Here is a 15,159-nt window from a genome sequence, read left to right on the forward strand (position 1 = left end):
GGCATCCTGCCATCTGATATTAAAGGAGCATTAAGCTTCTATAACAAAGCTGCCTTGCATAATTGCCCAATGTCCAGGGAATGAACAAAAGAATCGATAAGCCGCTTTGCTATCTAACCCCTCAATACTAAAAGTAATTGACGTAGAACCACCACCGCCAATCACGTCAGTATGTGCTAGCACTCTTTCATCGCCCGCTTTGATATAGCTATTGTCAGCACCAGCAGGCATGCCATCATTTGCTATTGCCTGAACATGATCAGCTTTACTTAACACCCAGTTATGACCCATTGCTGATTTAGGTAAACTGCCAGAATGATGTAAGTTTAAGGTCACCTCTTTGCAGGTCGCTGGCACTGATAAGCTTTTCTTATCAAATTGCATCGCATCATTGGCCGTAATTGTTAGTTCGCACTCACTCGCGTTAACGTTTAGGCTCATTAACATTATGCCTAGTGCAGCAGTAGCTTTGATCATGTTGGTCATATCATTTCCTTGTGACTGTATAGATTGCAGTGTTATTAAAAACGAAGGCATACTAAAACAACTCACACTAAATGAGAACGATTATCAATTGTAAATAAGTTAAATATTGATTAGCACTTAGACAATAAACCCTTTGTAAATATCAAAAGAGTTAGCGCTTCATATTCTTTTAAGGTTCTTGCTTTATACATCTGTGTAAATAAAAAATCGATTACGTGACGTAAGAGCACTGTAATTTAATCTTTAATTACCGCTTTACATGTAATATAAGGTTTTTATCTTCCCAAATAGGTTCATCCCTATTGCCATTGTTAGGCTAATTTCATGACGTTTGATATTTTATTACTGTTACTTGCTGGTTTTTTGGGTGGAGTATTGAACTCATTAGCCGGTGGTGGCAGCTTTATCACCTTCCCTGCATTACTGTTTGTTGGCGTGCCGCCAATAATGGCGAATGCGACCAATACGTTTTCTTCCCTTGCTGGATATCTTAGTGGTGCCTTTGCCTTCAGGCATGAACTGAAAGCGCACAAAAAAGAGTTAATTATTATCATAGGTGCCAGTTTACTCGGTGGGAGTTTAGGTGCTTGGTTATTACTCATTGCCCCAGAAGCATTATTTCAAGAAGCCATTCCTTGGTTATTACTATTTGCCACTGTCCTGTTTATATTCGGTTCTAAAATTAATAAATGGGTCAGTAGCTTGTCAGGCAAGCATAAATACGCTTCTCAATTTGGCGCAGTGCTGCTGTTTTTAGTGCTGCTATTGGTTTGCACCTATGGCGGTTTTTTTAATGCTGGTTTAGGGATTATCGGGTTGAGTTATCTCGCTTTAGCAGGTCACAGTAATATTAATGCGATGAATGGCCTTAAGTTAGTCATTTCATCTTCAGTGTCACTCATTGCCATCATTTTGTTTATTTATAATGATGCCATTGCTTGGTTCGAAGGTTTTGTTGTTTTAGTTGGCACTCTGATTGGCGGGTATATGTCGGCACATATATCCAAGCAAATATCAGCAAAACACATGAGAACATTTGTGATTGCAATCAGCTGTGCTATTACAGGTTACTTCTTTATCTCAACATATTTTTAAAAATTAGATACATGTCGTTAGTTACTCATATTCTGGTTTCATTCTTAACAACAAAGCGGTGTTGATTGCAGATATAAGGTTATCGTTTCTGGCAGGTCACCGCTTTGTTACTGAAGTAACAATTCAGGGTTTAAGCAAAGTAAAACTCACTTCTATGCTTCAACCAAAAGTGCCATACCGAAGAGGCTTAAACTAAAATAAAATGAAATAATCCTGTAACAAGCAATAAACCCAATGAAAACCCAGACAGAAATAGTAAATGGAATTTACGATACTGAAAAAATGTACCTTACGATTGGTCAAGATTCAGTAGAGAAGCACTTTAAACCTTACCGTAAATACATTAGTCGGTATAACATCGAAAAAGAATCATTATTTAGACTTCAAAATATTAATGGAATCCCCAATTTAATCGACAGTGATGACAGAAAAACAACACTGGTGATGTCAAAGATTTCGGGTAAAACGCCAGTTCATCTAACCCGTGATAACTTGAAAGATTTGATTGAATTAGTCAATAAAATGCTCGATGCAGGTGTTGCCCGTCACGCATTACCCATAAGAGATATCATTGTTGATAATCAGAATAAATTAGGCTTAGTAGACTTCGAACGCTCTACTTTGCGTGGTTCAATCATTCGTCTTGATTGGTTTGTGGCTAAAAAAGTCACTCATTATCATTTGTACCGCTTAATCGCAGAGTTTCAGCCTGATCTACTTTCAAATAAGCAAAGCAAAAAACTTAATGCTGTGACTCGAATTCGACACTTCTTCAAACGCTAGTACAGCGTGCTTTTACTAAAAACAGCCGGCGATTATCATGCTTTAACTGCTTTAACTGCTTTAACTGCTTTCAGTGCAAATCAGTCTATTGGTTGATAGCGGTTGTTTTTAATCAAGATTAATCAGCCTAGTAAACTCACAATGTATCGTTAAATCAGTAAATTAGATTAAATTCGTTATTATATTCAACGTTAAATATCGCCTATTAATTCTGTTGGTTAAATCGTGCAATTTTTGCATTTTATATTAGGCTTAAAGATTGTCATCTATTGACATAAAGCAGTGATTTGACACACTTCTAAGGAGAGAAAAATGTCTAAGAAATTAATAGCGCTACTTATCTCAGGTCTATTGCTGGGTTGTGGTAGTAGTGATGATTCAGAAAATCCAGCTCCAGAGCCTGAAATACCGCAACCAGAGGTTGAAGATCCCGCTCCAACACCGTCCCAAGGTATCTTTATTGATAGTGCCGTCATTGGTATTGGATATCGAACAGAAACTCAATCTGGAGTCACTGATGAAGAAGGTAATTATAGTTACCTTGAAGGTGAAACTGTCACCTTCTTTATCGGCGATCTTACCTTTCCTGCGACACCTGCTTCCGGAATTGTCACCCCTTTCAATATTGCTGCATCTGAAAGTATTGATGACAATCAAGTGGTGAACATCGCAAGGTTACTACAAACACTTGACCAAGATGGCGATACTACCAATGGGATTACCATTACCGATACTGCTATCGCAACAGCTGAACCCGTTGATTTTAATTTAAGCACAGATGAATTTGCCGACGACCCAGCAGTTAAAACCACTATTGAAAATGGCGGTCAAGATACAGCAGTAACAGGCTTGGTTGATGCAGACGATGCTGTCGAACACTTAACCGAACAAGTTGCGGCTAATGGCGTTCAGGTCGGTATCACTGGTACTTGGCATTATCCTGATGATGATAATGATTTACTCACGTTAGTTTTCTTTAACGACGGCACCTATGCACATTTTGAAGTTGACTCAGAGGATGAAGAGGAAGAGTCAGGAATGGAATGGGGAACGTACAGCCGTGACAGCGAAACCAACCGTGTTATTGCCAGTCAAACATTTGATGAAAATGGCGATACAGGCTTAACTGATTTTACTGACATAGATGGTGCACCTTTATTATTCGCCGAAGTCATTGAAGAAAACCTAGTGCTCTCCATTGATGAAGACGCCAATGACTCAATTGATGAAACACTTAATTTTGATAAGCAAGGCAGTGATGGAGTTGTCGGCACTTGGTTAATTAAAGCAATTGACGACCAATTAGTTGATGAAAATGATTTGCTAATATTGTTATTTAACGCCGATGGTACTTATATTCATGCAGAAGTAGACCAAGATGATGCAACAGAAGACTCAGGCATGGAATGGGGAACCTACAGTATCGATAGTGAAAGTAATATGGTCACAGTAACCCAAACGTTTGATAGTAATGGCGATACAGGCTTATCTGGTTTTGCAGGCGAAGGCGGTTCAACCTTTTCAATGTCTGCACAAGGCAATACTTTACTGTTACGTATTGATGAAGATGGTGATGGCAACCTCGATACCCAAATGTCTTTTCAACGAAATTAAACAGATCAAATTAACAATATAGATTAAGACATAGGTATAAATCTGATTCAGCTCGCTATTAACTTGTTAATAACGAGCTGAATTTATTTTTAAGATAGCTAACTTATATTTCATTAACTGAAGCTACAACACCAGCCAATGACATTAGACATCCTTTAAAAATGATACCTAACGCCACCAATAGCCTCTAATTCTACTTTGACATCATCAATTAGGTACAAAGTAGGCTGCGCTTCGATGAAAAAAGTAAACCGCTCTACTTTAGTGTGAGCACCAAATACCGCTCTTGCGCCCAATTTAATATCATCATTTTTTTTATCAGCAATCTTGCCCCCCACGCCCCAATAAAAATGAGGGTGGTCCTTAAAATTAAATGTTTTATCTAAGGTAAATGAAAAGTCATCAAAACCCACCCCAAACTTATACTCATTCATTTTTACATTAATGCCTGAGTCGCTACCTACCATTAAACCTACTTCAGGCGCAGCATTGGCCTTAGGTGTAAAAATGATAACCAGAGAAAGCATGATTGAAACAAAGACGGTGACAAACTTCATGATGGACCTTGTTAGATAATAAAAGGCGACATCCTAGCGAGTTTGCTTTTAAGAGTAAATTTGACTAGTAACATTGGGACATTTTTAAACAAATAACACGAGTAAAGCGCCAGTATATATAACGATTTCATAGCGATTTTGCATCAAGTGTTTCAATGCTGGGCAAAAATAACGCACAATAAAATTAAGGCATATATGAAGCATGGATGCCAAAGTAGCATCCGGGTCGGAACCTATTCAAACTCGTCAGTAAATCATGAACAAGTCCCGATTATCTTACTTCAAGATAATTTCTCGCATTCTATATTCCCCTGTTAAGGTTCTCACTTCGGGGTATTTGGCAGAGATTTCGTTAGACATTTTTTCATCCGAATCACTCCATTTCTGCATAAATTGTTTGTATTTCTCCTTATTGGGTTCAATATCAGCCGCATTGTCAAAAGTCACCACCAGCAACATATTAAAGTCACCACTGGTTGCCAGATCGCTGCCGTATATTTTCCAATCTTTAATAAAGCCAAGCTCCTTTTGAATATTAACTGCTTTAACCCAGCTACTACGTAAACCGGCTAAGTATATATCTCCCATATTGGGATCCACTTTTACCGTGGTCATCATCATGATTTCACTGCCTAGATCGTAATCTTCATATACTTCTAATCTATCCTTTGAAAATACAGAACTACTAAATAAAACACATAATGCAATTATTAAGGTCTTGTTCATGTCGTTCACTCCTAATTGTTTACTTAATTGATTGATCACTTTTTAACCAAATTAAGCTTTAAGAGTATAGTCGAAAGGGTTATAAAAGCAGGAAAAATATAAACCTGAAAGTTATCAGTTCATTAGCGGTGAATATAAGAAAACGTGAAAAACAAGTCAGTCTAAAGTAATACAAACAATTGAGATTAAAGGATAAAAGTCGCACATAAAAAAAGAAATAAAAATGATTCTCGAAGTACGTTTAACGTATATAAAGTAAAACACCGCCCGAAGAGCGGGTTTTCACCACTCAAAAACGTATCACTTTAGACTTACATAAAAAGAGTTGTTAATTAAGCATCTTTAGCGGGGGCTGCAGTAAATAATCCCTGAATTTTCGGTGTGATGCTAATAAGTTGATTGGTCAATAAACTCATGCTGTAACCCAGCATGGCGCCCAATAATAATGGCGGTAGAATAGCTGCTAAATCAGCGCCTAATGCAAATGTAATACAACAGCCAATAAACGCACCTGGGATAAACGCCAGTTTTTGATAACTCGCCTGTAAACACATCGCCGCAGTAGCAACGCCAGTAAAGGCATACCCCACAATAGGCGAAATAAAGAAGCCACTACCCGAAATAATCAACCAGCCCCAAAATACACCAGATAAATTGGTACTCATGGCCATGAACATGCCTTTAAGACCAGTTTCAGTTTGAGCAAAGAAGGTACTGCAACTTAAAAAACCTACCCAAGTGACTAACTGAAATACATCCGCAACCCCAGCCCATAAAGCTGCCAGTAATCCTGCTGATATGGCTATTTGCCAACGATGTTCCATTGTTAACCCCTTGATAATAATTCCCAAATAAAAACTTAGCGTTCTTTAAATTGCACAATCAAGGGTAATTTACGCTATTTAACCGATAAAAAAAAGCGATCTAGAGCTAGTTTTGTAGAATAAAGCAGCAAGCAATGAATTAAACCACCATAAGCATTCAGTATTACTAATTCAAAATATACCCACATTTAAATCTTAGAGTCGCATTTTGTTTAGTTCATAAAACTTAAGCCTAAACATTAATTTAAATTAACCATTGAGTTTGTATTCAAACAAGTGATAGGAGTCAAATTTTTACTATTCAGTGACACCATATTTGTAGATATTTGTATTTTCATGCTTTGTGCAACAGTTTGGAATATTTAGCTAATTTAGGCTGATATCAATCTACTGAATTAGCATTAAACCAATGACTGCTGTTTCTATATGAATACATCCCATTGGTAAACTTAAAGTCTAAGGGCAGCTCATGAAAAAATTCTTATCTACATCAAGGTTGAACCTCGCCACTAGCAGTCTTGACTGGGCAATGGGCATGACGATTAAACAGTCGTTAAGTTTGAAAGATGCCGTGGCATTAAATGATGTGACTAAATTGGCTGTGCCTGACAAGCCAATCGAAACTTTATATATCCATATTCCTTTTTGTCACACCCTTTGCCGTTTTTGTTCATTCCATAAAATTAAATTCAATGAAGGCGTCGCTAAAGCCTACTTCAAAGCATTAAGACAAGAAATACGCATGGTTATCGCTCAAGGTTATCGCTTTAACCGAGTTTATATTGGTGGCGGCACCACAACGATTCTAGAAGATGAGCTAATTGAAACCATCGAGATGATTAAGTCGATTACTACCGTTCGAGAAGTCTCTTGTGAAAGTGACCCTATCTATTTTAAGGAAGGTAATCCGCATTTACTGAAAGGCTTAGTTGATCGCATGTCGATTGGCGTACAAAGTTTTGATGACAAGATTTTAAAAGCCAGTGGCCGCTTTGAAAAGTTCGGTAGCGGCTTGCAACAAGCTGAATATGTTAGCCGAGCGATTGAGGTAATACCAACAGTTAATTTGGATATGATGTACGGCTTTAAAATGCAAACACCTGAAACGGTAGCCAGCGATTTAGCCCAAACCATTCGTTTGAGCCCTGACCAAATAACGACTTACCCATTAACCGTTGGCATTGGCCAAAACCGTAAAAAAGCGGGTTGTTTAGCTGGCAATCCTGAAGATTTATGGCCACAGTTTTTAGCGGTAAAAGAAGCGATGGGCGAACGTTATATCATGGAGTTCCCTTGGACATTCAGTCGTAACTTTGGTCAGCCAGTAGAAAACAAATATGTATTAGACGGCGAAGACTGCTTCGGGGTTGGTTCTGGCGCATTTGGGCGTTTTGGCGAGCAGTTTAGAATTTCAAGCTTTGATATTCCTGACTATATCAACCGTATTAACGCTGGCCATACTGGCACGTGTTACACCAAACCATTAGAAGCAAAAGCGCTATTGCAGCATCATTTAATGATGATGATGGGTCACGGCCTGCTAGATAACCAACAATTTAAGGCCCATACGGGTAAATCTTTGTGGCAAGCCTTCCCACTTGAAATGAGCTATTTAATTTCTGCCGGAGCCCTGAATAAACAAGGTAATAACTACAAAACCACTGTTGAAGGACAGTTTATCGCATTGAAAATGTTTTCAGGCTTCCTTGCGGGAATGGACTACTTGCGTGAACAAGCAAGAGAATTACCGCTGACTATGTCTGTCGGAGAAACTGAAGATGACAACCAATCGTCTGCTATCATCACTTCATAATTTTCAAATGCCATAACTATCGAAAGTTATAACTAACAAAACGGCATAAGGGCATATCGATAATTTATCCCCCGTAATAACGACTATTATGGGGAATAACAACTATTGCGCTAAAGTCGGGGCGGTGTTTATTACTCTGATAATAGAAAGTCTATGGCTTGAGCTAATTTAGGCGAATCAGGATCTGAAATCCGTGTTAACCATACTAATTGTCCTGATCGGTTAATAAACACTGTCGTTGGTGTACCTGTTACGCCATAAAGCTCAGCAACACTGTCACCTTCAACCAAGGTTTTCATGCCAATACCCCGCTCTGCTAATGCAGCTGCTGGCATTGCACCTTTATCTTCATTGAAGCTGATAGCAATCATTTCAAGGTCGCTATCTAGGTGCGTTAATCGCAACCTTTCAAGACCAGGTTGCAGCTTTTTACAATAAGGACACCAAGTTGCCCAAAAATGAATGACAATGGGTTTACCTGCATGCTCCGCAAATGACCACTTGTTACCTTCCGCATCGTTAAGAGTAAATGCCTTAGCTTGAGGAAAGTCATAATCTGGAGTGGATTGCGAATCATCAGCGCGCACACCTGCCGAGAAAAACACCAATAACAAGGTTAGAACTGAAAAAGTCACTATCACGCCCAGTAATTCACGATACAACTCGTTAATAGGCTGCGCAGGTTTATCCTTTAATAATGGGCTTGATATCGATTGACTAGTCTTCATATGTTTAATCCTAATAATAAAGTCGCTAATGACTGCTTATGTATACGCGCTCCAATATTAAGACCGACTAAAGTGCACTTTATATTCAAGGTTTATTTCATTAAAGCTGCAAAAATGAATAGCACTTTATTAGGAAGAGCTAATTTCTGAGGCGTTTTACAAACTGGTCTAATCAGGTTAACTTTAAATAAAAAATAATGGATTATGTATGCAGAAATTGACTCAATGGCTGAATCAAGGCTACTTTCATAAGCACTGTTTTGCGAAACACTTTGAGAATAATGTCTTTGTAAAACAGACAGGTAATAAAGGTCTGCCTGCATTACTACTAATCCATGGTTTTCCTACCAGCAGTTACGACTGGCAACCTATTTGGGATGAGTTAACTCAGCACTTTCACTTAATTACGTTAGATATGGTGGGTTTTGGTTATTCCGATAAACCTACAGACTTCCCCTACTCTTTTGATGCTCAAGCTAATTTAATTGAAGATATTGTCGCATCGATAGGTATCGAAAAGGTCCATATTTTATCCCATGATTACGGTAATACCGTCACTCAAGAGTTACTTGCACGGCAACATGATGCTCAACAAAACCAAACCCCTTTAACTTTCGAAATTTTGAGTAGTGTATTGCTTAATGGTGGAATATTCCCTGAGGTGATTCATCCAATCCTAATTCAAAAACTGTTACTTAGTCCTATTGGCTTTATTGTCGCTAAAGGTATGGGCTACAACGCTTTTAAACGTAACTTCGATAATATTTGTAGCATCAATATTGAAGAAAACGAGCTGCGAAAATATTGGCAATTAATCCAACACAATCAAGGTAATCGTATCTTTCATAAGCTTATTCAGTACATGAAGGAAAGAGTTAAGTATCGCGACCGTTGGGTGGGCGCACTACAACAAAATACGTCACCAATGCGATTTATTAACGGTTTAGAAGATCCGATTTCTGGTCGAGATATGTTAAAGCGCTATCAAGAGTTAATCACTAACCCAGACACCATCAGTCTTGCAGGAGTCGGCCATTACCCTCAAGTGGAAGCACCAGAGCAAGTACTTGAACATGCATTCTTTTTTTGGAAAAAACACAATATTATCAACGAATAATCGACCTAATTACTTACACAATAAATTACCCAATAAATAAAGCTGAGTTTTTACTCGAAATTGGTTAAGGTAGTTTTAACGCTTAAGGAATAAGCTAAAAATCACAATAAAAGACACTAAAACAGTGAAGAAATAAACAGTCATGGATTCTGTTAGCCTTGCTTAGCTCGTATCAGCAGATTAACAGATAGCAAACAACAAAGGATCGTAATATGCCGATTTATCAAGCTCCCCTTCGCGACTATCAGTTCATATTATCTGAGTTACTGAATATTTATCAGCAAACAGACCTGCACGGTTTTAACGAAATCGACCCTGAATTGACCGATGCGATTTTACAAGGCGTGGCAGATTTCACCACCGACATCATGTTGCCATTAAACGCCTCAGGCGATCTTGAAGGTTGTCAGCTTGAAAACGGCAAAGTGATCACCCCAAAAGGATTTAAAGCTGCATACCAGAAATACATTGATGATGGCTGGGCAACGCTTACCTGCGATCCTGAATACGGCGGTCAAGGCTTACCCGAAGTGATTGGCACCTTTGCAACAGAAATGAAAACCGCCACCAATATGGCCTTTGCTATGTACCCGGGTTTAACCCATGGCGCCTATTCTGCCATTCATGTACATGGCAGCGATGCGCTGAAACAAAAGTATTTAGAAAAGCTCGTCAGCGGTGAATGGACTGGCACCATGAACCTCACTGAATCTCATGCAGGTACTGATCTAGCACTATTGCGCACTAAAGCTAAGCCCCTTGGCGATGACACGTTTGCTATTAGCGGCGAAAAGATATTTATCTCATCTGGCGATCACGACTTAGCTGAAAATATAATTCATCTTGTGTTAGCGAAATTACCAGATGCCCCTGATGGTGTTAAAGGTATCTCATTATTCGCGGTGCCTAAGTTTATGGTCAATGCAGACGGCTCATTGGGTAAATCCAATAGTTTAAGCGCCACTGCCCTTGAACATAAGATGGGTATTCACGGTAACTCAACTTGCGTGATGCTATTTGATGGCGCTATAGGCGAATTAGTCGGTGCGCCTCATCAAGGCCTAAAAGCCATGTTTACCATGATGAACCAAGCCAGACTAGGCGTTGGAATTCAAGGTTTAGGTGTATCTGACATTGCCTACCAAAATGCATTAGTTTACGCCAAAGATCGAATTCAAGGCCGCGCATTATCAGGTGTTAAACAGGCTGACCAAGCTGCTGATTCAATTTTGGTTCATGGCGATGTCCGTCGAATGTTGCTGTCACAGAAATCATTCAATGAAGGCACTCGTGCATTAATGGGTCAGCAGGCGTTATGGCTTGACCAAGCAGAGCGTCATAGCGATCCTGCTAAAGCAAAACAATCATCAGCTCTTGCCGCTCTATTTACCCCTATCGTAAAAGGTTTTGTTACCGACCAAGGATTTAAAGCTTGTGTTGATGCACAGCAAGTTTATGGCGGCCACGGCTATATTAACGAATGGGGCATGGAGCAGTTTGTCCGTGATATTCGTATCGCTATGCTTTACGAAGGAACTAACGGTGTGCAAGCCTTAGATCTTGTCGGACGAAAATTACTCTCAGATAAAGGCGCTACCCTGAGTCTGTGGTCTGATATGGTCAAACAGTTTATTGGCGAACACAGCACTAATGATGCCATGAAACCTTATATTGAAGGGCTAATGGATGCTGCAGGTGATTTAGAAAAAGCCACCGGCTTTATTGCCCAATCAGCAGCAACTAACCCCGATATGATTGGCGCGGCATCAATGCCTTATATGCAGTTATTTGGCATTAGCGCCCTTGCGTGGATGTGGGCGCGTATTGCAGCAACATCTCTTGCTGCGATTGAATCTGGCACCGATGAACTAGCCTTCTATCAAGCTAAATTGAATACCGCTTCTTTTTACATGAGTTATTGGGGGTGCCAAACTCGCAGCTTACGCAAGCAAGTTGAAATGAGTAGTGCCCAGATTACAGGTTTTGACGAAGCTGACTTTTAATCACGCATTTATTTAGCGACATTAATATCAAATTTAATAATGCGAAACCGCTAATGAGCAAAATGAAAGTGGATAATTAAATGAAGTTCTGAGTCAGTAACAAAACAAAAACAGCGCCAATAGGCGCTGTTTTTTTTAAATTCAAATTGCCATGTTACTTGTTGGCTAGTAACTTATTAGCAAGTTACTGGGTTTATTAATCCCAGATAAATTCACGAAAATGCTTACGACACACAGACTCGTAGCTTTCATTACCACCAATAGCCACCTGCTCACCTTCGCGCATTGGTTTGCCATTACCATCAAGACGAACCACCATGTTAGCTTTACGGCCACAATGACAAATGGTTTTTAACTCTACCAATTTATCAGCCCATGCTAATAGGTACTGACTGCCACTAAACAGTTCACCTTGGAAATCAGTTTTAAGGCCATAACACAGTACTGGGATATCTAAATTATCTACCACATGAGTTAACTGCTTCACTTGCTCTTTACTCAAAAACTGCGACTCATCAATTAAAATGCAATGTAACTTTTGGGTTTCAAGCTCAGTTTCAATCATTTTTGATAAGTTATCTTCAGCGCCAAAAACTTGCGCTTCAGTTTCAATGCCTATTCTGGATGCAACTTTTCCCACACCATATCGATCATCGATTGACGCTGTCATTACAAGCGTGTTCATACCGCGTTCACGGTAGTTATAAGATGATTGTAAAAGTGATGTAGATTTGCCTGCATTCATTGCCGAATAATAGAAATAAAGTTGTGCCAAAACAGGAGTTCCTTATTGTTATAATCGCGCTTAGTCTAACATTGAATCGATTTATAGATAAGTCACGCTGGGATTAAATAGCGTGAGGCAGCTAGCAGTATTTCTTGTAAGATTATTCATCTTCTTCCCCCTCAAACCTCTAAACAGCTCGCTAATACATCCAATTCACCCTTTATTTAAAACATCAAAACCTTAACAATATTTACATTTTGCAATGAATTAGATCACACTTTTTAAGCCGTGATACTTCACAACAGCTACAGGCATCACGAAAGTGCAAAATCTTCATATACGATTAAGAAACAATTGATAAATTGCGTGAACAACTATAATTAAGGAAGTAAAAAGTAAATGCATAAAACAATTGTCGCAGTAGCCATTGCTACCACACTCGCATTAAGCGGTTGCAGTAACACCCATTCAGACAGTGCCGAACAAGGAGCTCAAGTGCAGCTTCAAAACCCGTTACTGCAAGCCAGTAGCTTGCAATATCAAGCGCCTGATTTTAGTAAGTTGAAAAATGAGCATTACCAACCAGCGTTAGAGCTTGGTATGGCTCAGCATCATCAGCAAATTTTAGATATCGCCAATAACTCAGCGGCACCAACATTTGAAAACACCATTGTCGCAATGGAGAAAAGCGGTACATTACTCACCCGTACTTCTAGCATTTTTTATAATCTAACAGGTTCAAACAGCAATCCAGAACTACGAAAAGTACAAGGCATTATGGCGCCCAAAATGGCGGCGCACTCAGATAACATTAACCTCAACCCTGAGTTATTCAGCCGTATTCAAGCGATTTACGATAGCCGTACTACCAGTTCATTAACCGCTGAAGAAATCCGCTTAGTGGAAGTTTATCATCAGCGTTTTGTCCTTGCTGGAGCTAAACTTACAGAAGCTGAAAAACAAAAAATTCGTGACTTAAACGAAGAGCAATCAACATTAACCAACGAGTTTGCTCAGAGACTACTTAGACTCAGTAAAGAGATTGCAGTCAAAGTCGATGATGAAACTAAACTTGCAGGCTTATCACAATCGGCCATTGCAGCAGCAAAAGCTGACGCTGAAGCAGCGGGACTTGAAGGGCAATACCTTCTCAACATCACCAATACGACACGCCAGCCAGTATTAGCACAGCTAGACAACCGTGAACTACGTCAGCAGGTTTGGGAAGCATCGGCTAATCGCGGATTAGCAGGTGATAACGAAACAGCGTCTTTAGTCGCGCGATTAGCACAGCTTCGTGCTAAAAAAGCTAATTTACTAGGTTTTGACACTTGGTCTGATTACCGCTTAGCCCCGCAAATGGCTAAAACACCAGAAGCGGTATATGACATGTTTGGCTCAATGGTGCCAGCCGTGGTTGAAAACACCCAAAAAGAAGCCGCTGACATTCAAGCGATGATCAATAAAACAGGCGGTGATTTTACTTTAGCACCATGGGATTGGGCTTATTACGCAGAGCTAGTACGTAAAGAAAAGTTCGACCTTGATGCAGCATCAATCAAGCCTTACTTTGAGTTTAACCGTGTATTAGAAGACGGCGTGTTCTTTACCCTTCAAGAGCTATACGGCGTAACGCTTAAACCTCGTCCAGATTTACCTGTATATCATCCTGATGTAAAAGCTTACGAGATGTTTGATGAAGATGGCAGTAGCATGGCAATCTTCTACGCTGATTACTTTGCCCGTGAAGGCAAACGTGGTGGTGCTTGGATGAGCTCGTTTGTGGGTCAATCTCAGTTACTAAACCAGAAACCTGTTGTTGTGAACGTGATGAACATTAAAAAGGCGCCTGAAGGCCAACCTACGTTTGTCAGCTACGATGAAGCAACTACCATGTTCCATGAAATGGGGCACGGTACTCACGGCATGTTCTCAAAAGTGAAATACCCATCACTTGCAGGCACTTCTGTATCACGTGACTTTGTTGAATTCCCATCCACTTTCGAAGAAGACTGGGCCGCGCACCCTAAAGTGTTAGCCAATTACGCCAAACACTATGATACGGGTAAGCCAATCCCTGATGATTTACTGCAAAAGTTATTAGCATCAAGAAGCTTTAACCAAGGTTTTGATACCTTAGAGTACATGTCTGCTGCACTGCTTGATTTAGAATGGCACGCATTAGATGCTAATGCCCCGCTGCAAGATGTGGAAACGTTTGAAGCTAATGCGCTTAAGAAACATGGAGTTGATTTACCAGCAGTGCCGCCTCGTTACCGCTCAACTTACTTTGCACACGCGTTCCCAGGTGGGTATTCAGCAAGTTACTATGCTTACATGTGGAGTGAAATCCTAGCCGCTGATGCTTTTGCTTATGTGCAAACTCAAGGCGGTTTAAATCGTGAAATCGGAATGAAGTTTAGAAAAACTATCCGTGAAGTTGGCAATAGTGTACCGCCAATGGAAGCTTACCAAAACTTCAGAGGTCAAGCGCCGACGACAGATGGTCTACTAGAACGTCGTGGATTAAAGTAAATCTAAGATTTAATTAACTCTCGTACAAAAATGCCACTCAGTTGAGTGGCATTTTTTATGGCTTGATTTATAAAGTTTAAAGCAATTAAAGTCTAAAGCAATTTTATAAATAGTTACTTTAAAAGAGCTCTTCACAAGAGCTCTTCAATAG

The 15,159-nt window shown here is 39.7% G+C and carries 13 protein-coding genes; 7 read left to right on the forward strand and 6 right to left on the reverse strand.

The window, feature by feature from the left end; all coding sequences use genetic code 11:
- Positions 1 to 30: 30 nt before the first annotated feature.
- On the reverse strand, positions 31 to 477 hold the full coding sequence (azu, locus tag QPX86_RS14115; protein ID WP_374758524.1) for an azurin: 447 nt from the start codon (positions 475 to 477) through the stop codon (positions 31 to 33).
- Positions 478 to 810: 333 nt separating this feature from the next.
- Here azu and QPX86_RS14120 point away from each other — a divergent pair, with 333 nt between their 5' ends.
- The 3 genes from QPX86_RS14120 (at position 811) to QPX86_RS14130 (ending at position 3,978) form a co-directional block, all read left to right on the forward strand.
- Positions 811 to 1,581 carry a sulfite exporter TauE/SafE family protein gene (locus QPX86_RS14120; RefSeq protein ID WP_285163044.1) on the forward strand — a complete coding sequence of 257 codons (771 nt, stop codon included), beginning with the start codon at positions 811 to 813 and terminating at the stop codon, positions 1,579 to 1,581.
- A 234-nt stretch (positions 1,582 to 1,815) separates the two neighbouring features.
- On the forward strand, positions 1,816 to 2,364 hold the full coding sequence (locus QPX86_RS14125) for a BUD32 family EKC/KEOPS complex subunit (protein WP_220755166.1): 549 nt from the start codon (positions 1,816 to 1,818) through the stop codon (positions 2,362 to 2,364).
- A 312-nt stretch (positions 2,365 to 2,676) separates the two neighbouring features.
- A complete protein-coding gene (locus QPX86_RS14130; RefSeq protein ID WP_285163045.1) occupies positions 2,677 to 3,978 on the forward strand; it encodes a hypothetical protein in 1,302 nt (433 codons plus the stop codon).
- A gap of 155 nt (positions 3,979 to 4,133) precedes the next feature.
- On the opposite strand, the gene QPX86_RS14135 is transcribed toward QPX86_RS14130, so the two are convergent.
- The 3 genes from QPX86_RS14135 to QPX86_RS14145 all read right to left on the reverse strand — a co-directional run bounded on the left by QPX86_RS14135 (position 4,134) and on the right by QPX86_RS14145 (position 6,085).
- Positions 4,134 to 4,535, reverse strand: a complete 402-nt coding sequence (locus QPX86_RS14135; protein WP_211030954.1) for a hypothetical protein — start codon at positions 4,533 to 4,535, stop codon at positions 4,134 to 4,136.
- A 276-nt stretch (positions 4,536 to 4,811) separates the two neighbouring features.
- Positions 4,812 to 5,261 carry a hypothetical protein gene (locus tag QPX86_RS14140; RefSeq protein ID WP_055026061.1) on the reverse strand — a complete coding sequence of 150 codons (450 nt, stop codon included), beginning with the start codon at positions 5,259 to 5,261 and terminating at the stop codon, positions 4,812 to 4,814.
- A gap of 332 nt (positions 5,262 to 5,593) precedes the next feature.
- Entirely contained in the window at positions 5,594 to 6,085 is a 492-nt protein-coding gene (locus QPX86_RS14145) for a DUF1097 domain-containing protein (RefSeq protein WP_220755163.1), read from the reverse strand.
- Positions 6,086 to 6,554: 469 nt separating this feature from the next.
- Here QPX86_RS14145 and QPX86_RS14150 point away from each other — a divergent pair, with 469 nt between their 5' ends.
- Positions 6,555 to 7,898: a coproporphyrinogen III oxidase family protein gene (locus QPX86_RS14150; protein WP_285163046.1), complete on the forward strand. Its 1,344-nt coding sequence runs from the start codon at positions 6,555 to 6,557 to the stop codon at positions 7,896 to 7,898.
- Positions 7,899 to 8,029: 131 nt separating this feature from the next.
- Here QPX86_RS14150 and QPX86_RS14155 read toward each other — a convergent pair whose 3' ends face one another.
- Positions 8,030 to 8,626 carry a TlpA family protein disulfide reductase gene (locus tag QPX86_RS14155; protein WP_220755161.1) on the reverse strand — a complete coding sequence of 199 codons (597 nt, stop codon included), beginning with the start codon at positions 8,624 to 8,626 and terminating at the stop codon, positions 8,030 to 8,032.
- A 208-nt stretch (positions 8,627 to 8,834) separates the two neighbouring features.
- On the opposite strand from QPX86_RS14155, the gene QPX86_RS14160 reads away from it, so the two are divergent.
- Positions 8,835 to 9,743, forward strand: coding sequence for an alpha/beta fold hydrolase (locus tag QPX86_RS14160; protein WP_285163047.1), 909 nt, complete (start codon positions 8,835 to 8,837; stop codon positions 9,741 to 9,743).
- A gap of 212 nt (positions 9,744 to 9,955) precedes the next feature.
- On the forward strand, positions 9,956 to 11,746 hold the full coding sequence (locus tag QPX86_RS14165; RefSeq protein WP_285163048.1) for an acyl-CoA dehydrogenase C-terminal domain-containing protein: 1,791 nt from the start codon (positions 9,956 to 9,958) through the stop codon (positions 11,744 to 11,746).
- 196 nt (positions 11,747 to 11,942) lie between these two features.
- Here the strand turns inward: QPX86_RS14165 and QPX86_RS14170 are convergent, their stop codons facing one another.
- A complete protein-coding gene (locus QPX86_RS14170; protein WP_102528814.1) occupies positions 11,943 to 12,521 on the reverse strand; it encodes a thymidine kinase in 579 nt (192 codons plus the stop codon).
- A gap of 351 nt (positions 12,522 to 12,872) precedes the next feature.
- On the opposite strand from QPX86_RS14170, the gene QPX86_RS14175 reads away from it, so the two are divergent.
- Positions 12,873 to 15,008 carry a M3 family metallopeptidase gene (locus QPX86_RS14175; protein WP_285163049.1) on the forward strand — a complete coding sequence of 712 codons (2,136 nt, stop codon included), beginning with the start codon at positions 12,873 to 12,875 and terminating at the stop codon, positions 15,006 to 15,008.
- The last annotated feature ends 151 nt before the right edge of the window (positions 15,009 to 15,159 follow it).

The organism is Shewanella goraebulensis (assembly GCF_030252245.1).
Taxonomy (GTDB): Bacteria; Pseudomonadota; Gammaproteobacteria; order Enterobacterales; family Shewanellaceae; genus Shewanella; species Shewanella goraebulensis.